This is a genomic window from Microbacterium sp. AR7-10 (assembly GCF_001878835.1).
Taxonomy (GTDB): Bacteria; Actinomycetota; Actinomycetes; order Actinomycetales; family Microbacteriaceae; genus Microbacterium; species Microbacterium commune.
This window is the reverse complement of sequence record NZ_MJIR01000102.1, coordinates 32,870-50,298: the sequence shown is the minus strand read 5'-3', so window position 1 is coordinate 50,298 and position 17,429 is coordinate 32,870. Positions and strand designations below refer to the sequence as shown.

The 17,429-nt window shown below is 70.4% G+C and carries 17 protein-coding genes and 1 tRNA gene; 15 read left to right on the top strand and 3 right to left on the bottom strand.

What is annotated here, in order from left to right:
* From folB to BFN01_RS13580, 6 genes are read left to right on the top strand one after another with little or no spacing between them, the layout of a single operon-like run.
* Positions 1–369, top strand: a complete 369-nt coding sequence (gene folB, locus BFN01_RS13605) for a dihydroneopterin aldolase (RefSeq protein ID WP_071644875.1) — start codon at positions 1–3, stop codon at positions 367–369.
* Positions 369–908 (top strand): 2-amino-4-hydroxy-6-hydroxymethyldihydropteridine diphosphokinase, encoded by a 540-nt coding sequence (gene folK / locus BFN01_RS13600; protein ID WP_071644874.1) that lies wholly within the window; start codon positions 369–371, stop codon positions 906–908. The genes folB and folK overlap by 1 nt, the downstream gene beginning before the upstream one ends.
* Positions 905–1,369 carry a DUF3180 domain-containing protein gene (locus BFN01_RS13595; RefSeq protein WP_071644873.1) on the top strand — a complete coding sequence of 155 codons (465 nt, stop codon included), beginning with the start codon at positions 905–907 and terminating at the stop codon, positions 1,367–1,369. Before folK ends, BFN01_RS13595 begins: the two co-directional genes overlap by 4 nt.
* On the top strand, positions 1,338–1,931 hold the full coding sequence (locus BFN01_RS13590; RefSeq protein WP_083428825.1) for a PH domain-containing protein: 594 nt from the start codon (positions 1,338–1,340) through the stop codon (positions 1,929–1,931). The genes BFN01_RS13595 and BFN01_RS13590 overlap by 32 nt, the downstream gene beginning before the upstream one ends.
* Positions 1,928–3,673: a PH domain-containing protein gene (locus BFN01_RS13585; RefSeq protein ID WP_083428824.1), complete on the top strand. Its 1,746-nt coding sequence runs from the start codon at positions 1,928–1,930 to the stop codon at positions 3,671–3,673. The genes BFN01_RS13590 and BFN01_RS13585 overlap by 4 nt, the downstream gene beginning before the upstream one ends.
* Complete coding sequence (locus BFN01_RS13580) at positions 3,670–4,368, top strand: DUF2520 domain-containing protein (RefSeq protein WP_071644872.1); 699 nt, start codon at positions 3,670–3,672, stop codon at positions 4,366–4,368. The genes BFN01_RS13585 and BFN01_RS13580 overlap by 4 nt, the downstream gene beginning before the upstream one ends.
* Before the next feature lie 20 nt (positions 4,369–4,388).
* On the opposite strand, the gene BFN01_RS13575 is transcribed toward BFN01_RS13580, so the two are convergent.
* Positions 4,389–6,185, bottom strand: a complete 1,797-nt coding sequence (locus tag BFN01_RS13575) for a DUF2207 domain-containing protein (RefSeq protein ID WP_071644871.1) — start codon at positions 6,183–6,185, stop codon at positions 4,389–4,391.
* A gap of 90 nt (positions 6,186–6,275) precedes the next feature.
* Between BFN01_RS13575 and lysS the strand changes: the two genes are divergently transcribed.
* Together lysS and BFN01_RS13565 are read left to right on the top strand one after the other, a co-directional pair.
* The gene (gene lysS, locus BFN01_RS13570; protein ID WP_071644870.1) at positions 6,276–7,799 is read left to right on the top strand and encodes a lysine--tRNA ligase; all 1,524 of its coding nucleotides are present in this window, start codon (positions 6,276–6,278) and stop codon (positions 7,797–7,799) included.
* Positions 7,800–7,812: 13 nt separating this feature from the next.
* Positions 7,813–9,003, top strand: coding sequence for a MarP family serine protease (locus BFN01_RS13565; RefSeq protein ID WP_071644869.1), 1,191 nt, complete (start codon positions 7,813–7,815; stop codon positions 9,001–9,003).
* Between the two features lie 11 nt (positions 9,004–9,014).
* Here the strand turns inward: BFN01_RS13565 and BFN01_RS13560 are convergent, their stop codons facing one another.
* Positions 9,015–10,127, bottom strand: coding sequence for a DUF4192 family protein (locus tag BFN01_RS13560; RefSeq protein WP_071644868.1), 1,113 nt, complete (start codon positions 10,125–10,127; stop codon positions 9,015–9,017).
* Positions 10,128–10,289: 162 nt separating this feature from the next.
* On the opposite strand from BFN01_RS13560, the gene BFN01_RS15575 reads away from it, so the two are divergent.
* The 3 genes from BFN01_RS15575 to BFN01_RS13550 are packed head-to-tail and all read left to right on the top strand — an operon-like array spanning position 10,290 to position 12,740.
* Positions 10,290–10,463 (top strand): hypothetical protein, encoded by a 174-nt coding sequence (locus BFN01_RS15575; RefSeq protein ID WP_177243884.1) that lies wholly within the window; start codon positions 10,290–10,292, stop codon positions 10,461–10,463.
* Positions 10,464–10,516: 53 nt separating this feature from the next.
* A complete protein-coding gene (gene cls / locus BFN01_RS13555; RefSeq protein WP_371261042.1) occupies positions 10,517–11,971 on the top strand; it encodes a cardiolipin synthase in 1,455 nt (484 codons plus the stop codon).
* Positions 11,972–12,026: 55 nt separating this feature from the next.
* Positions 12,027–12,740 carry a hypothetical protein gene (locus BFN01_RS13550; RefSeq protein WP_071644866.1) on the top strand — a complete coding sequence of 238 codons (714 nt, stop codon included), beginning with the start codon at positions 12,027–12,029 and terminating at the stop codon, positions 12,738–12,740.
* 10 nt (positions 12,741–12,750) lie between these two features.
* On the opposite strand, the gene BFN01_RS13545 is transcribed toward BFN01_RS13550, so the two are convergent.
* The gene (locus tag BFN01_RS13545; RefSeq protein WP_071644865.1) at positions 12,751–13,749 is read right to left on the bottom strand and encodes a diacylglycerol kinase family protein; all 999 of its coding nucleotides are present in this window, start codon (positions 13,747–13,749) and stop codon (positions 12,751–12,753) included.
* A gap of 75 nt (positions 13,750–13,824) precedes the next feature.
* Between BFN01_RS13545 and serS the strand changes: the two genes are divergently transcribed.
* The 4 genes from serS (at position 13,825) to BFN01_RS13525 (ending at position 17,416) form a co-directional block, all read left to right on the top strand.
* The gene (gene serS, locus BFN01_RS13540; protein ID WP_071644864.1) at positions 13,825–15,141 is read left to right on the top strand and encodes a serine--tRNA ligase; all 1,317 of its coding nucleotides are present in this window, start codon (positions 13,825–13,827) and stop codon (positions 15,139–15,141) included.
* Positions 15,138–15,932 (top strand): HAD hydrolase family protein, encoded by a 795-nt coding sequence (locus BFN01_RS13535; RefSeq protein ID WP_071644863.1) that lies wholly within the window; start codon positions 15,138–15,140, stop codon positions 15,930–15,932. The genes serS and BFN01_RS13535 overlap by 4 nt, the downstream gene beginning before the upstream one ends.
* Before the next feature lie 125 nt (positions 15,933–16,057).
* Positions 16,058–16,142, top strand: a tRNA-Ser gene (locus BFN01_RS13530).
* 23 nt (positions 16,143–16,165) lie between these two features.
* Positions 16,166–17,416, top strand: a complete 1,251-nt coding sequence (locus tag BFN01_RS13525; RefSeq protein WP_071644862.1) for an LCP family protein — start codon at positions 16,166–16,168, stop codon at positions 17,414–17,416.
* The last annotated feature ends 13 nt before the right edge of the window (positions 17,417–17,429 follow it).

The following is a 17,429-nucleotide window of genomic DNA, read 5'->3' as shown; positions in this document are numbered from 1 at the left end:
ATGGACGAACTCGACGAGATCACCCTCACCGGGCTGACCGTGTTCGGCTATCACGGCGTCTTCGACTTCGAACGTCGGCAGGGCCAGGAGTTCACGATCGACCTCATGCTGCAGCTGTCGCTGGTCGCGGCGGCCGCGACGGATGACGTCGCCGACACCGTGCACTACGGCGAGCTGGCCGACACCGTCGCGGCGATCGTCGCCGGTGAGCCGGTGAACCTGATCGAGACCCTCGCGAATCGCATCGCGGATGCTGCGCTCGAGGATGCGCGCGTGCAGAACGTGGCGGTCACCGTGCACAAGCCGAGCGCGCCGATCCAGCAGAGCTTCGCCGACGTGTCAGTCACCGTCCGCCGGAGGCGACCGTGATGGATCGCCGTCTCACGCATCTGCCCGCACCGCCCGACCCGCGGCCGGGCCGGCTGCCTCAGGTCGCGGTGATCGCGCTCGGATCCAACGAGGGCGACCGCGGTGAGATGCTGCGTGCCGCCGCGGAGCGGCTGCGTCGTCTGCCGCTGGTCGACGACCTCGTGATGTCGGAGCCCATCGAGACGGTCGCGGTGAAACCCGACGGCCCCGACCCCGACGCGCCGCCCTACCTCAACGCCGTCGCACTGATGACGACCCGCCTCGCACCGCAGGTGCTGCTCGGCATGCTGCACGCGGTGGAGGAGGAGCAGGGTCGGATGCGGCTCGAGCGCTGGGGCGACCGCACGCTCGACCTCGACCTGATCACCTACGGTGACCTCGCCAGCGACACCCCGCACCTGCAGGTGCCGCATCCGCGTGCTGCCGAACGGCTCTTCGTGCTGGAGCCCTGGCTCAGCATCGATCCCGACGCGGTGCTCCCCGGAGCGGGCCGAGTCGACGAGCTGGTGCGCAGACTGCGATCGTCGGACGACCGATGAAGCGCACCTCGGCTGCGTCGCTTCTCCTGCTCGCGCTGCTGTCTACCGGCGCCGGCTTCGCGTTCGACCACATGCTCACCGTCACCGGACGCGCGACCTTCACCCCGTCCGGCTTCCTCCCGGTGCTGCTCGTGCTCATCGCGATCGCCGTGCTGCTGCTCGCCGTGCCGGTGCGGCGCAGCACCCGCGGCGGTCGGCGCATCGATCCGTTCCGCGCGCTGCGCGCCGCAACCCTGGCGCGAGCGTCGAGTCTGCTCGGAGCGATCCTCGCCGGTTTCGGGGCCGGCCTGCTGCTCTACCTCTCCACCCGCCCGGTGCCCGCGCCGGTAGGGTCGGTGGTGGCGATGATCGCCCTCATCATCTGCGCAGCGCTGCTGGTCGGGGTGGCCCTCATCGCGGAACAGTTCTGCACCCTGCCGAAGGATCCTGATGAGCGACAGCCAGACGAACCCGCCTCGTGAGCCGAGCCTCGAACGTCCGGCTCCCGCAGCGGCCGACGTGCTCGACGAGGGCACGTACTCGGGCATCCGCATCCCGCGCGGCAGCGGAGCCCTCGCGCTCGACGGGACCTGGCACCAGATCTCACCGCGCTACGTGACCTCGCAGCTGGTGCAGAACGCGATCCTCATCGTGATCGTCGCGATCGCTGCGGCCATCGCCGCCGTCGTTCTCGAGATGACGTGGGTCTGGATCCCCGCGGGCGCTCTCATCGCGATCGACGTCATCACGCTCGCGATCCTGCCGCGACAGGCGAAGGCGCTCGGCTACATGCTCCGCCCCGACGACATCGTCTTCCGCCGCGGCATCCTGTGGCAGCGGATGGTGGCCGTGCCGTACGGGCGGATGCAGCTCGTCGACATCACGCAGGGGCCTCTCGACCGCGTCTTCGGGCTCTCGCAGCTGAAGATGGTCACCGCCGCGGCCGCCACCGGCGTGCAGATCCCCGGTCTGACACAGGCGGCAGCCGAGGCGCTGCGCGACACCCTCATCGAGGTCGCCGAGACGCGACGGACCGGTCTGTGAGCATCCCGGAGCAGCACCCCACGGCGCCCGGCGCCCTGCCCCAGGGCGGGTCGTCGTCGCTCGCCGACGGCGAGTGGCACCGGATGCATCCGCTCACCCCCCTGTTCAAGGGGGGACTCGCGCTGCTCGTGGTGGCGGGCATCATCATCACCAACATGCGCGACAAGGTGATCGACTGGGTCGTTCGGCTCTTCGCTCCCGACTCGGGCTTCCGCGCCAGCGGCGGCGACCCCGTCGACTGGGTCCTCGAGAACGACCTCGTGCTGCTCGCGCTGCTGGCCGTGCTCGGACTGGTCGTGCTGCTCATCGCCGTGTTCTGGTTCCTCTGGCGGTTCCAGCAGTTCCGGATCACGGGCGAGCACGTCGAGGTGCGCAAGGGGCTGCTGTTCCGGTCGCACCGTCGCGCACCGCTGGATCGGGTGCAGGGCGTGAACCTCACCCGCCCGTTCCCCGCGCGCCTGATCGGGCTGGCCAAGCTCGAGGTCGTCGGCGCCGGCAACGACGCGAACGTGCCCCTCGAATACCTCTCCACAGGAGTCGCGGAGGCGGTGCGCGCCGACATCCTGCGGCTGGCCGCCGGCGCCCGCAGCGCTCGACTCGTGGCATCCGGAGCGACGCCGCCGCAGACGGCCCGCGAGGCGATCATCGGGTCGATGAACGCGGGTGTGACGGGTCTGATCGAAGGGGTCGATCTTGCCGACATCGAACCCGAGAGCGTGGTCAAGATCCCCACCGGGCGGCTGATCGGCTCGCAGCTCGTCTCGGCGGTGCTGTGGCTGCTCTTCTTCGGCGGCATCTACGTCGTCTCCGTCGTCGCGATGTTCCTCGGGATGAGCGGCGACGGCGAGGACCCCGCCGAGATCGCGCTTCTGACGCTCGGCGTCAGCCTGGGCGTCGGCATCCCGCTCATCATCGCCGTGGTCGGCATCACCTGGGCGCAGATCTCGAAGTCGCTGCGCTATTCGATCGCGTCGACCCCGGACGGCGTGCGCATCACCTTCGGCCTGCTGACGACGGTCACCGAGACACTGCCGCCGGGGCGGATCTTCGCGGTCGAGGTGTCGCAGTCCCTGCTGTGGCGCCCGTTCGGCTGGTGGACGGTGAAGATCAACCGCATGACAGGCAAGAGCGCCGCGCAGCAGACATCCGGCAGCGCGCAGCAGTTCAACATCGTGCTGCCGGTCGGTCGCCGCGCAGACGTGGAGCGGGTCCTCGGACTGGTTCTGCCCGGCATCACCCCGGCCGAGATCGCGGAGATGTGGGAGGACGGCGTGGTCGGTCCAGGGGCTGACGATCCGTACCGGACCATCCCGGCGCGGGCGGCCTGGCGCCGCCCGCTGTCGTGGAAGCGGCACGGATACCGCCTCACCGAGCACGCGGTGCTGGTGCGCCGAGGGTTCCTGTGGCGACGCCTCGCCGTGTTCCCCCTCGCGCGGCTGCAGAGCCTGTCGATCTCGCAGGGGCCGATCGACCGACTGCAGCGGGTCTCGCACGGGCAGATCCATTCGGTCGCGGGACCCGTCACCGGCACGATGTCGGGTCTCGAGCGCGACGACGCGATCGCGCTGCTCGACGGCGTCAGCCGGGCGGCCGCGCTCGCCGCGTCGGCCGACCGCACCCACCGCTGGGCCGAGCACGTGACCGACGCGGTGGGATCCGACAGCAGGCCGGCGCAGCCCGACGGTGAGGTGCTGCGCGCCGACGGCGAGGCGGTCCCGCCGCCCGGATGGGTGCAGCGATGACGCGCGAGGGGCGCCTGGGCATCGGCATCATCGGCGCGGGCCGGGTCGGCCCGATCATCGGAGCCGCGCTCGCCGGCGCCGGCCACGCGATCACCGGCATCACCTCCGGCTCGGACGACGACCGCGCGGCCGCCGTCCTGCCCGGCGTGCCCGTGCTGGATGCGCTGGAGGTGACGCGGCGCAGCGAGCTCGTGATCGTGGCCGTGCCGCACGCCGAGCTGCCAGGGCTCGTCAGCGGCATCGCCGAGCTCGGAGGCTGGCAGATGGGTCAGCTCGTGCTGCACACCGATCCCGCGTACGGCACCGAGGTGCTGCGCCCGGCCGCCGAGCGCGGGGCGATCCCACTCGCCGTGCATCCGGCCATCTCGTTCACGGGCACGACGATCGACCTGCGACAGCTGCAGGTCGCCTTCGCCGCCGTGACCGCCCCGGCGGCCGTGCTGCCGATCGCCCAGGCCCTGGCCGTGGAGATGGGCTGCGAGCCGGTCGTCGTCGCCGAGACGGATCGGCCCACGTACGCCGAGGCGATCGCCACGGCATCCGAGTTCTCCCGCTCCATCGTGCAGCAGGCCACCGGTCTGCTGCGCGGCGTCGGGGTCGACAACCCGGGCGGCTACCTCTCGGCCCTGGTCGGCTCGACCGTCGAGCAGGCGCTGCGCGCGGCATCCGATCCGCTCGCGCCTCCTGCCGACTGAACCCTCCGCCGCGGCTCGCGTCAGCGACCGCCGGAGAAGCCGCCGCCACCGCCGCCACCCGAGAAGCCACCGCCGGTCGACCCGCCGGATGAGCTCGAGGCGGGCGTGTACGTCGCCGCGGTGGTCATCGAGGTGGAGTAGGTCGACAGGCGCGTCGCGAGGGAGACGCCGACGTAGGTGCTGACCCAGTCGGGGTCTCGTCCGGTGTCGGCGTACGTCGTCTCGAGCACCGTCGACCAGCTGCGCTCCTCGCCGAAGAGCATCGCGTACGGCACCAGCTTCTCGTACAGATGGATCACGTCGATCGAGCCGTCGGCGCGACGTTCGGCGCCATCGACCGACTGCAGCATGCGCAGCCGATCGGTCTCCGCGACCCGGATGAACTCCCGCACCCCCCGCAGGTACTCGGAGCGCTCCGCGCCCTGCGGGGTGAGCACCGTGTGCCGGCTGAACGCCACGATCGCCGAGACCCCGACACCGACGGCGGTGATGACGAAGGCGATGATCGACAGCGGCAGCAGGTCGCGGTCCTTCGAGGCCGTCCAGATGAGCAGAGCGAGGGTGACGGCCAGCATCCCGAGCGACACCCAGCCGATCGTCGTCGCCGCTCGGCTGCGCTCGGAGGTGACCCAGCCGCGCCGCCTCGCCTCGGCCGCGCCCTTGCCGACCAGCTTCTGCATACGCTTGGCGAACGTGGTGCTCGTGCGCGGGATGCGACGGACCGTGGTCTCTCCGGGGAACAGGGCATCCAGGGTGGCGGCATCGAGAGGATGCCCGGAACGGGTCCTGTCGAGCAGGCGCAGGGCCGGCCGATCGTCGCCGTCGTCTTCCAGGCGCAGCGCACCCTGCACCGCGAGGTGCACCATCTGCGCGGGCGCGGGGTTCGGGGCACCGACGATGAGAGGGGCCGCGACGAGGGGCGGCAGGTCGGCGGGCACATCGAACTGGGCGACGATGATGCCCGTCGCGGTGCGACGGCGACGCCGCATGCGCGCGACCGCGATCCAGGCACCGACGGCGGTGACCAGCGTCACGCCGCCGGCGACGACCGGCGCGAAGTCCGCCACCGGATCGGGTTCTCTCGCGGCGGGCTGGGTGACCGTGCCGCCCGCGAACCCGATGGCCACGGTGACGCCGTCGCCCGCCTCGCGGGCGCCGGAGCGCACCCGGAAGGTGGAGCCGTCGTCCGACTCCTCGATCTCGCAGGCGATCCGCTGGCCCTGCTGCCCGGCATAGCAGGCGGTGTCGCCGGTCGCCGCAGAAGCGAGCTCGGGCGCGAAGCGGAGCTCGGCGTCGAAGCGGCCGATGGCCTGGGTGCTGTTCAGGGGCAGGAGATTCCAGTAGAACTCGTCGTTGCCCGACTCGGTGCCGTGTACCATCACGTCACGCATCGTCGAGCGGATCACGTACGTCGTCGAGCCGTGCACGTAGTCGTCGGTGCCGGTGAGCACGAGCACCATGTCGTCCTCGGTCTCGACCTCGAAGGGCACGTCACGCCCCTCGGCATCCGTCACGGAGACGATGTCGATGTCGAGCCCCGCGCCCAGATACCGCTGCGGGTAGCCGCGGATGATGCCCTTGTTCTGATCGTGCGACGGGAACTCGGCGATCAGCGTCTCGGTCACCTGGGCGATCGATCTGCCCTCTGCGTCGAGGGCGACGTCGTATTCGGCCGACCATGACGAGTAAGAGAAGTCGTCGACGTCGGCGGACGCGGGAGCGACGGGGATCAGCGCGGCGATCAGCCCGACGGCGAACGCGAGCGCGATGAGCACCCTCCGGACATCGGGCAGGGCGGATTCTCGCGGAGCGCGCATGCCGAGAGGCTATCGCGGCAGCAGACGGCAGCTCCGGGCCGACAGGCGCGCGCCGGTAGACTCGAGGGGACTTTCCAAGGAGCCCCACCCATGACTGACGCGCCCGCGCCGACCCCCGCATCCGCCGAGCTGGAAGACGACGTCTTCGAGCAGAAGGCGGTTCGCCTCGCCAAGCGGGAGCGGCTGATCGAGAAGCGGGCGGATGCCGGCGGTGGCGCGTTCCCCGTCTCGGTGCCGGTGACCCACAGCATCCCGTCGCTGCGGGCCGAGTACGGCGAGCTCGAGCCCGACACGGCCACCGGAGTCACCGCGGGTGTGTCCGGACGCGTGGTGTTCAGCCGCAACACCGGCAAGCTCTGCTTCGCGACGCTGCAGGCCGGCGACGGCTCGCGCATCCAGGCCATGGTGTCGCTGGCGAACGTGGGGGAGGAGTCGCTTGCCGACTGGAAGGCGCTCGTCGACCTCGGTGACCACGTCTTCGTGCGCGGCGAGGTCATCTCCAGCCGCCGCGGTGAGCTGTCGATCATGGCCGATGCCTGGCAGATCGCGTCGAAGGCGATCCTGCCGCTGCCGAACGCGTACTCCGAGCTCAGCGAGGAGGGCCGCGTGCGCAGCCGCTTCCTCGACCTCATCGTGCGCGAGCAGGCACGCACCACGGTGCGCGCCCGCGCAGCCGTGAACGCCAGCCTGCGTGCGACGTTCACCTCGCACGACTTCCTCGAGGTCGAGACGCCGATGCTCCAGGTGCAGCACGGCGGCGCCTCGGCGCGACCCTTCATCACCCACTCCAACGCGTTCGACACAGAGCTCTACCTGCGCATCGCGCCCGAGCTGTACCTGAAGCGCGCGGTCGTCGGCGGCATCGAGCGGGTGTACGAGATCAACCGCAACTTCCGCAACGAGGGCGCCGACTCGACCCACAGCCCCGAGTTCGCGATGCTCGAGGCGTACCAGGCGTACAGCGACTACAACGGCATCGCCGACCTCACCCAGGAGCTCATCCAGAACGCGGCGGTCGCCGTCGCCGGATCCACTACGGTCACCTGGGCCGACGGCACGGAGTACGACCTCGGCGGCGAGTGGGATCGCATCTCGATGTACGGCTCGCTGTCTGCCGCCGCGGGGCGCGAGTTCACTCCGCAGGACGATGTGGCCGACCTCATCGCCTTCGCCGAGGCGAACGGCGTCGACATCCCGCCGCACCCCACTCACGGCAAGCTGATCGAAGAGCTCTGGGAGCACTTCGTCAAGGTCGATCTCGTGCGCCCGACCTTCGTGATGGACTTCCCCGTCGACACCTCTCCTCTCGTGCGCGAGCACCGTTCGATCGCGGGCGTCGTCGAGAAGTGGGACCTGTACGTGCGCGGCTTCGAACTCGCCACCGGGTACTCCGAGCTGGTCGACCCGGTCATCCAGCGCGAGCGCTTCGTCGAGCAGGCGAAGCTGGCAGCCGGTGGTGACCTCGAGGCGATGCGCGTCGACGAGGAGTTCCTGCGTGCACTCGAGCACGGCATGCCGCCGTCCGGCGGCATGGGCATGGGCATCGACCGCCTGCTGATGGCCATCACGGGCCTCGGCATCCGCGAGACCATCCTCTTCCCGCTTGTGAAGTGACCGGACCGGGAGCATGACGCCGAACGTCGTCGACCTGCTGATCGCCGTGCTGCTGATCGCATCGGTCGGCACGGGGCTCGGCGCGGGACTGTTCGCCGTGCTCGGTTCGGTGTGCGGTCTGGTGCTCGGCGCGCTCGCCGCGCCGTGGGTGCTGCCCCTCGTGGCGCGCGCCGTGCCGGAGAGCGGACCGCGAGGGCTTCTGCTGGTGCTCACGGTTGTCGCGCTGCTCGCCGTGGGCGCGAGCATCGGCGCCGCTATCGGCCGCGTCGTTCGCCGCGGTGCCGACCGGCTGAAGCTCCGGCTGGTGGAGCGGATGCTCGGCGGGCTCACCGCCCTGGTCGCCTCGGCCCTGGCGATCACGATGGTCGGCTCTTCCATCGCCGCCGCGGGTGTGCCCGTGCTGTCGGCCACCGTCGCGTCGTCGAGCGTGCTGCGCACCGTCGAGCGGTACATCCCGCAGCCGCTCGCGGATGCCGCCGCCCGCCTCAACGCGTTCGCGTTCGGAGAGACGGTGCTGCCCACCCTCGAGGGGCTGCTGCAGCCCGGGCAGCTGGACGCGGCCCCGGAGGCGACGCCGATCGATCTCGCCACCCCGGAGCTCGAACGCGCTGCGGGCTCCGTCGTGAAGGTCTCGGGCGCAGCGGACGGCTGCGGGGTCGTCTCCACGGGAACCGGGTTCGTGATCGCCGAAGACCGCATCATCACCAACGCGCACGTCCTGGCCGGCGTCCGCGCGCCGATCGTGGAGGTGCCGGGCGAACCGGCCCGCGATGCGACCGTGGTGTACTTCGATCCGATCGACGACATCGCCGTGATCGCCGCCGACGTGCAGGCTGAGCCGCTGGGCCTGGCCGGAGCGCTGGCCCCGGGCGAGGGCGGCGCGGTGATGGGCTACCCGTTCGGCGGTCCGTTCCGGGTCATGGGCGCAGGCGTGGTCTCGTCGTCGAGCGCGCCCGTGCGCGACATCTACGGTGACAGCACGGCGCTGCGCAGCGTCTACGCCCTGCGGGCGCAGGTCGAACCCGGCAACTCGGGCGGACCGCTGCTCACCGCGGGCGGGCAGGTCGCCGGGATGGTGTTCGCCAAGGACGCCGCAACACCCGACGTGGGCTATGCGATGACGAACGACGAGCTGCTGCCGGTCATCGCGCAGCTCGACGAGGCCTCGGCACCCGTGCCGGTCGGGGCGTGCATCCCCCGCTGATCGCGGGACCGTCATGGCCTGCGCAGCGCCCACTCGGGCAGCATGGCCGCCGCGAGGATGCTCGAGATGAGCGAGGCCATGCTGTGGCCGGGCTCGAGGCGCAGCGCTTCATCGACGTAGGTGCCCGCGTGCGATGAGCGACCCATCGCCCATGACAGCCACGCTGCGGCGGTGAGCGCGCCGACCTTGGCGTGCCGCGGCGCACGCGCCGCCGCGGAGCGCACCACCTGCAGCGCGCATCCGAGCCGATCGAGATCCGGCCGCGGGCCGCGGCCCATGAACACCTCGCCGATGGCATCCGGCACCGTCGTGCGGTCGCTCGAGAAGGCGAGCTGAGCGTCGAACGCGCGATACCCGAAGTCGAGGTCGGTCGCCCACTGCACGAGGATCGCGTCCCGCAGCGGCGGGCGGTTCAGGCACCACAGCAGAGCGGCGCACGTGAACGGATCGTCGTCGCTCGGGGAGTCGAGGAGGTGCTCGACGAAGAGCGGCAGGTCGTCGAGCACCACCTCGGCGGCCACGATCGCGATGGGGTTCTCCGAACCGGTCGCCGTGCCGTGCGTCATGTGCTCGATCGCGTCGCCGAGGTCGCGCAGGGCGCGGCCGACGCTCTCCCGCTCGACGAGGTCGCTGCGAGGCAGTTCGGCGCCGGCGAGCTGATCACCGCTGACGTCCCCGACGCCCGGCACCGCGGGAGCGGCCGGGATGTCGGCGAGCGGACGCACCTGAGGGACGTCGTCGAGGTAGTCGCCCCAGCCGTGCGGGGTGACGCACAGCGCCTCGACCACTCGCAGCCCGGCGTGGGCGCACACGTCGACGAACGCCTCGGCGAGGAACAGGTGCGGCAGCAGCAGGCCGTCGGGCACATCTGCCGGTCCGTCGTCCGTGTAGACGACGACGGCGACGGCGTCGGTGTCGGGCACCTGCAGCAGTGCGCGCAGGGCGACGTCGGCGAACCGGTCGGGATCGACGTCGCCCGCCGGCAGGTCGATGCGCATCGCGCCCTGGGTGCGCGTGCCGTGGAAGGGCAGCATGACGATGCTCTGCCGCGGGGTGAAGCCGGCCAGCGCCGGCACGAGACCGAGGAACTCGGCGGGATCTGTGGCGTGGATGATCGTGGTCATGAGGGGAGTGTGCTCGACGTCGCCGACTGCCCGCGCGGCGCCCGGTGCGTCGTCCCCGGCGGTGGTGCACAGCCGTCGACCGCGACCACGGGGTGCAGGATGGATGCGCGCGCATGCGATCCCCGTCGGCCGGCTCACAGCCGCGAGCGGTACGATGGGAGTGTGGAGAGCTTCTGGGTTGCTGCGGCGTGGTCACTTCTGCCGACCGTCGTCGTGAGCGCGGTCTTCGTGATCGTGCTCCGCGGCATCCTTCGCTTCGACCGCACGGAGCGCAGGGTGCACGCCCAGATCGAGGCCGAAGAGCGCGCTGCTCGCGGCCTGCCGCCCCGCGTCTGAGGCACCCGATACGCTGAGCCGAGGCTATCGGCAGGGGAGGGTCTGTGCTCGACGTGAACAGCTGGCCCTGGTGGGTGGTGCTCGGCTATGTCGTCATCGACCTCAGCGTCCGCGCCTTCGCGATCATCGTCGTGCCGCGCAACCGCCGCCCGACCGCGGCGATGGCGTGGCTGCTGGCGATCTTCTTCATCCCCGTCCTCGGCATCCTGCTCTTCCTCCTGATCGGAAACCCGAAGCTGCCCCGGCTGCGCAGGCGGAAGCAGGAGCAGATCAACCGCTACATCGCCGACACGGCCAGCGCCCTGCACCTCGGCTCGCTGCGCCCCGATCCGCCCGAGTGGTTCCCGCCGCTGGTCACGATGAGCCAGGCGATGGGGGCGCTGCCGCTCTCCGGAGACAACGGCGCGCACCTGATCAGCGACTATCAGACGTCGCTCGACGCGATGGCGGAGGCGATCCGCGGTGCGCAGGAGTACGTGCACGTGGAGTTCTACATCCTCCAGGCCGACGCATCCACCGACAACTTCTTCCGCGCCATGGAGGAGGCGTCGGCCCGCGGGGTGCCGGTGCGAGTGCTGCTCGACTACTGGGCGAACCGCTGGAAGCCGAAGTATCGCGAGACCGTCCGCCGGCTCGAGAGCATGGGGGCCGACTGGCACCTCATGCTGCCGGTGCAGCCACTGCGCGGCCGCATCCAGCGCCCTGACCTGCGCAACCACCGCAAGCTGCTCGTGATCGACGGCGTCGTCGGCTTCCTCGGGTCGCAGAACATCACCGACTCCTCGTACAACCTGCCGAAGAACATCCGTCTGGGACTGCACTGGGTCGACCTCATGGTGCGCGTCGACGGGCCGGTCGTGGCGAGCCTCAACGCGGTGTTCCTCAGCGACTGGTACGCCGAGACCGACTCCGTTCCGGAGGGCATCGACATCACCAGGACCGAGACGGGCGCCGGTGATCTGGACTGCCAGATCGTGCCGTCCGGCCCGGGTTTCGAGGTCGAGAACAACCTGCGTCTGTTCCTCGGACTGCTCTACGCCGCGCAGGATCGGATCATGATCGTCAGCCCGTACTTCGTGCCGGACGAGGCGCTGCTCGCGGCGGTCACCTCGGCCGTCGATCGTGGTGTGCAGGTCGAGCTGTTCGTCTCCGAGCAGGGCGATCAGGCGATGGTCTATCACGCGCAGCGCAGCTACTACGAGGCGCTGCTGCGCGCCGGCATCCGGATCTGGCTGTACCCGAAGCCGTACATCCTGCACACCAAGAGCCTCACGATCGACGACCAGGTCGCGGTGATCGGCTCGAGCAACATGGACATGCGCTCGTTCGGCTTGAACATGGAGGTGTCGATGCTCGTGCGAGGCGAGGAGTTCGTCGACGAGATGCGGGTCGTCGAAGACGACTACCGCTCGCTCAGCCGTGAGCTGACGCTGGAGGAGTGGATGCAGCAGCCGCTGCGCTCGACGGTGCTCGACAACCTCGCCCGGCTCACCTCCGCGCTGCAGTGAGCCCCACGGCACGCCCGCTTTGGGACGATCGTCGCGGGCGTGACACCATCAAGACATGAGACCCCTCCGCGCATGCTCCGCCGTCGCGGCGCTCGCCGCCGTCGCCCTGCTTGCCACGGCGTGCGCCGGCACCCCCGGTTCGGACGCGCCGACGAGCTCCCGCACGCCGAACGAGGTCTCGACCCCGCCGATCGCCGACGGAGTGAGCGAGGTCGAGGTGGCGTGGCTCGACGGGGGTCGTGCCATCGCCGTGCTGACCTGGGGATCGTCGTCCTGCGCCCCGACGCTGGGCGACGTCGCGAAGATCGACAAGGGCATCCGCGTGACCCTCGCCGCGAGCGGGGAAAAGGCGTGCACCGACGACCTGGCCCCGCGGGCGCTGATGGTGCCGGTCCCCGAGGGGGTGGATGTCGCCGCAGACGTCGAGGTCGAGATCGTGCACGGGCAGCGCACCGACACGGCCGACCTCGAGGCGCTCGCCGAGGCGCCGCAGGGGCAGACCGACTATCAGCCGTCCGCGGGCTGGTTCGACGACGACGGCATCGTGCTGCTGACCTGGGGGTCGGGCTCGTGCCCGCCGATCGTGGACGATGTTCAGACGACGGATGCCGCCGCGACCGTCACGTTCCAGGACATCGATCGTCCCTGCACGATGGACATGGCTCCCCGCCTGACGCCCCTCGCGGTTCCCGAAGGCCGCGCCGACGGAGCTTTCGAGCTGACTCTGGTCGGCGGCGGTCTCGACGGCAAGCTCGCCGTCGTAGGCTGACGGCCCGGGCTCAGAACCCGGATGTGTCGTGGCCCTCGGGCAGCACGATCCTCAGACCGCCGCGCTGCACTCGGCACACCATCCGCACGGCGACGCCGAGCTCGTCCCCGTCGAGCTCGATCGACGTCGGCCCGATCATCGCGGCCTCCGCCACCGCACCGCGCAGGTAGCGGACGGACGCATCGCGTCCGCGCCGCTCGAGCACCCGCCTTCCGGCGCGCGTGCGCCGCAGCACCGAGTTGTCCCACCACACCTTGCGCCAGATGCCGAGCCATCCCAGTGGCCCGGTGGCCTGGATCAGGGCGATGTCCATCGCGCCGTCGTCGAGCGAGGCATCCGGCAGCAGAGCGATGCCCGCCGGCAGGGCGCCGCAGTTGGCGAACAGCATGCTGTGCACTTTGGCGGAGTGCAGCCTGCCGTCATCGATCTGGTAGACGACACGGAACGGCTTCGCGCCGGGGAGCGAGCGGGCGGCGCCGTCGAGGTAGGCGACCCAGCCCACCGAGCGCTTCAGGTCCGGGCGGGTGTTGGCGATCATGTCTGCATCCAGGCCCATTCCCGCGAGCACGACGAAGCCGTGCTCGGTGATGGTGCCGTCGGGCCGGTTCAGTCGCGCCCATCCCATGTCGACCGGGTGGGTGAATCCGGTGAAGACGGCCTGCATCACCCTCTCGACGTCGAGCAGCGGCAGCCCGAGATTGCGGGCGAAGAGGTTGCCGGTGCCGCCGGGAAGGACGGCGAACGGGATGCCCGTGCCCGCCATGCTCTCGGCGACCGCGCGGATCGTGCCGTCGCCGCCCGCGGCGAGGACGGCGGCCGCGCCGGCATCGATCGCTGTGCGTGTGACGTCCTGGCCCGGATCCTCGATCGTCGTCTCGTACACGAGCGGGGGAGCCCACCCGTGCGCCTTCGAGAGCGAGACGAGCCCGGAGCGCAGCCGCTCGACGTCCACCTTCACGGGGTTGAGGACGAGAGCCGCGTGCGCACGATCGCCCCCGGATGCCGACATGCCGCCACTCTACGACCTGCGCGCGCCGCGCCAGCGCCGCCCGGCCGCGCCCGACGCCGTCGATAGACTTGGGTCATGATCGATCTCGCCCTCCTCCGCGACGAGCCCGAGCTCGTCCGACGCTCACAGATCGCGCGCGGGAACGCGCCCGACACTGTCGACGCGGCGATCGAGGCGGACCGATCGCGCCGTGACGCCCTCAACGCGTTCGAGACTCTGCGCGCCGAGCAGAACGCCTTCGGCAAGACGGTCGCCAAAGCGCCCAAGGACGAGAAGGCGGCGCTGGTCGCTCAGGCGAAGGAGCTCGCCGACCGCGTCAAGGCCGCCCAGCAGGCGGCGAACGAGGCAGCGGATGCCGCAGCCGCAGCGCTCGAGCGCATCGAGAACGTCATCATCGACGGCGTGCCGGCCGGTGGCGAGGAGGACTTCGTCGAGCTGCGCCGCGTCGGCGACGTGCCCACCTACGACTTCGAGCCGCGCGATCACCTCGAGCTGGGCGAGATGCTCGGCGCCATCGACATGGAGCGCGGTGTGAAGGTGTCCGGCTCTCGCTTCTACTTCCTGAAGGGTGTCGGGGCGCGTCTCGAGATCGCGCTGATGAACCTCGCGCTCGACAAGGCGCTCGCGAACGGCTTCACGCCGATGATCGTGCCGACCCTCGTGCGGCCCGAGATCATGCAGGGCACCGGGTTCCTCGGCGAGCACGCCGACGAGGTGTACCACCTCGACAAGGAGGACCTCTTCCTCGTGGGCACCAGCGAGGTTCCCCTCGCCGGCTACCACAAGGACGAGATCCTCGACCTCAGCCAGGGGCCGCACCGCTATGCCGGATGGTCGACGTGCTACCGCAGCGAGGCAGGCTCGTACGGCAAGGACACCCGCGGCATCATCCGCGTGCACCAGTTCAACAAGCTCGAGATGTTCGTCTACACGACTCCCGAGGCAGCCGAGGCGGAGCACGATCGCCTCGTCGCCCTGCAGGAGGAGATGCTGACCGCACTCGGCCTGGCGTACCGGGTGATCGACGTGGCCGCCGGCGACCTCGGCTCGAGCGCTGCGCGCAAGTTCGACATCGAGGCCTGGGTGCCGACGCAGGGCGCGTTCCGTGAGCTCACCTCGACCTCGAACTGCACGACGTACCAGGCGCGCCGCCTCGACATCCGCTACCGGCCGGAGTCCGACGACGCGGCCCCGGCCAAGACGCGCTCCGTGGCGACGCTGAACGGCACCCTGGCCACCACGCGCTGGATCGTCGCGATCCTCGAGACGCACCAGCAGGCCGACGGCTCGGTCACGGTGCCCGAGGTGCTGCGGCCCTACCTCGGCGGCATCGACGTGCTGCGTCCGATCGGCTGGTCGGAGCAGTCGACTCTCCCGCAGGGCACCGAGTGAGGTCCCGCGGCCTGGTCGGGCTCGACGTCGACGGCACCATCCTGCTGCAGGACGAGACGTTCAGTCCCGGGGTCGCCGAGGCCGTCGCCGAGGTGCGCGACGCCGGCTACGAGGTCATGATCGCGACCGGGCGCAGCTGGAGCGGCACCGAGCGCTACGTCGACGAGCTCGGCCTGACCGCCGAGTACGTGGTGTGCTCGAACGGTGCGGTGGTGATGCGTCGCGTGGGCGACGGGTGGGAGCGCTGGCGCGTCGAGGTCTTCGACCCCGCTCCCGTGCTCACGCTGCTGCAGGAGACCCTCCCCGAGGCGCGATACATGGTCGAGCTGGGCTCCGGCGAGCGGCTGTACACCGACATGCTCCACGATTGGACGCTTGACGCCGGTCGTCGTGTCGAGTTCGACGAGCTCATGCAGCAGCCGGTCTCGCGGATCGTGGTCGTCTCGCCGGAGCACGACGAGGCCGACTTCCAGCGCATCGTCGCCGAGGTCGGGCTGAACGAGGTGTCGTACGCGGTCGGGTGGACGGCCTGGCTCGACATCGCACCGAAGGGCGTCGACAAGGGGACCGCCCTCGAGCGGGTGCGTGCGCAGCTCGGAACGCCGCCCGAGGACGTGCTCGTCGCGGGCGACGGACGCAACGATCTGGGCATGTTCGCCTGGGCTCTCGCCGGCGGCGGGCGCGCCGTGGCGATGGGGCAGGCGGTCGACGAGGTGAAGGATGCCGCGGGCGAGCTCACCGGCGTCGTCGAGGACGGCGGTCTGGCATCCGCCCTCCGCACCCTCCTCTGACGCACTGCCTCCAGCCGCATCCGCCCAGAAGATCCCCAGGCGGCCGCGCAAGAATGGGTCGTCCTGATCGGCTTCCCCGGAACCGATAGACTCGACCCCTGATCGTCCGGTGCGAACCGGCGTCGGGAGGGTTGTCCGAGCGGCCGATGGACCTGGTCTTGAAAACCAGTGGGCAGCAATGTCCCGTGGGTTCGAATCCCACACCCTCCGCTTCCTGTCGAAAGGCCACCCGAGTGAGCACGTCCGTCAAACGACGCCAGCCCGTGGCACGTCATGGCCAGCTGCGCTCGCCCAGTGCAGTGGGGCAGCTTCTCAAGATCATCGGCGTCGTGCTCGCGGTCGTGCTCGTCAGCGGCGTGGGCGTCGCGGCGTACGTGGTCGGCGGGTTCACGTCGACCGTCAACGCGAACGCGGTCGAGCTGGAGGGCACCAAGGAGCTGCCGCCGGACATCGGCGCGTACCCCGGCGGATTCGACATCCTCCTCGCGGGTGTCGACACCTGCGAGGAGAAGTACGCGCACCTGTTCGGCGAGCGGTGCACCGGCAAGGACGCGGGCGGCACCCTGAACGACGTGAACCTGCTCGTGCACGTGTCGGCCGAGCCGCGTCGCGTCACCGCGGTGAGCTTTCCCCGCGACCTCATGCTGCCCATTCCCGAGTGCGTGGACTCGAACGGCGACACGAAGCCGGCGATGAGCAAGCAGGCTCTCAACGTCGCCTACGAGCACGGCGGTGAGAAGGGCGGCCTCAACTGCGTCGCCAAGACCATCTCCCAGCTCACCGGCGAAGACATCGAGTTCGCCGCGAAGGTCACCTTCGGCGGCGTGATCGAGATCACGGATGCCATCGGCGGCGTCGAGGTGTGTCTCGCGAACCCCATCAAGGACCGATACACCGGACTCGACATGGAGGCCGGGACCCACACGATCCAGGGGGTGCAGGCGCTGCAGTTCCTGCGCACCCGCCACGGCGTGGGAGACGGCTCCGACCTCGGCCGCATCGGCAACCAGCAGCAGTACATGTCGAGCCTCGCGCGCAAGATGATCAGCAGCGAAGTGCTCGGCAACGTGCCGGTCATGCTCAAGCTCGCCGACACCGGACTCAGCAACCTCGAGGCGTCGACGTCGCTGGCCGACCCGATGAAGATCGTGCAGATCGCCCTCGCCGTGAAGAGCGTGCCCTTCGAGGACATCGTCTTCGTGCAGTACCCGACGATGGAGGACCCGTACGACGCGAACAAGGTCGTCCCCGACGAGAGCGCCGCGACCGTGCTGTGGGATGCCATCAAGGCGAACAAGCAGCTGCAGATCACGCACCAGAACACCGAGAACGAGGGCGTCGTCGTGCAGGAGTCCGAGACTCCGGCGCCGACGGCATCCGCGACCGCAGCGCCGACACCCGACGACGTCGTCGCCCTGCCCGACACGATCAAGGGCAACTCCGCCGCCGTGCAGACCTGCTCGAACGGCAACGTGCGCGGCTGATTCGTGACTGCTG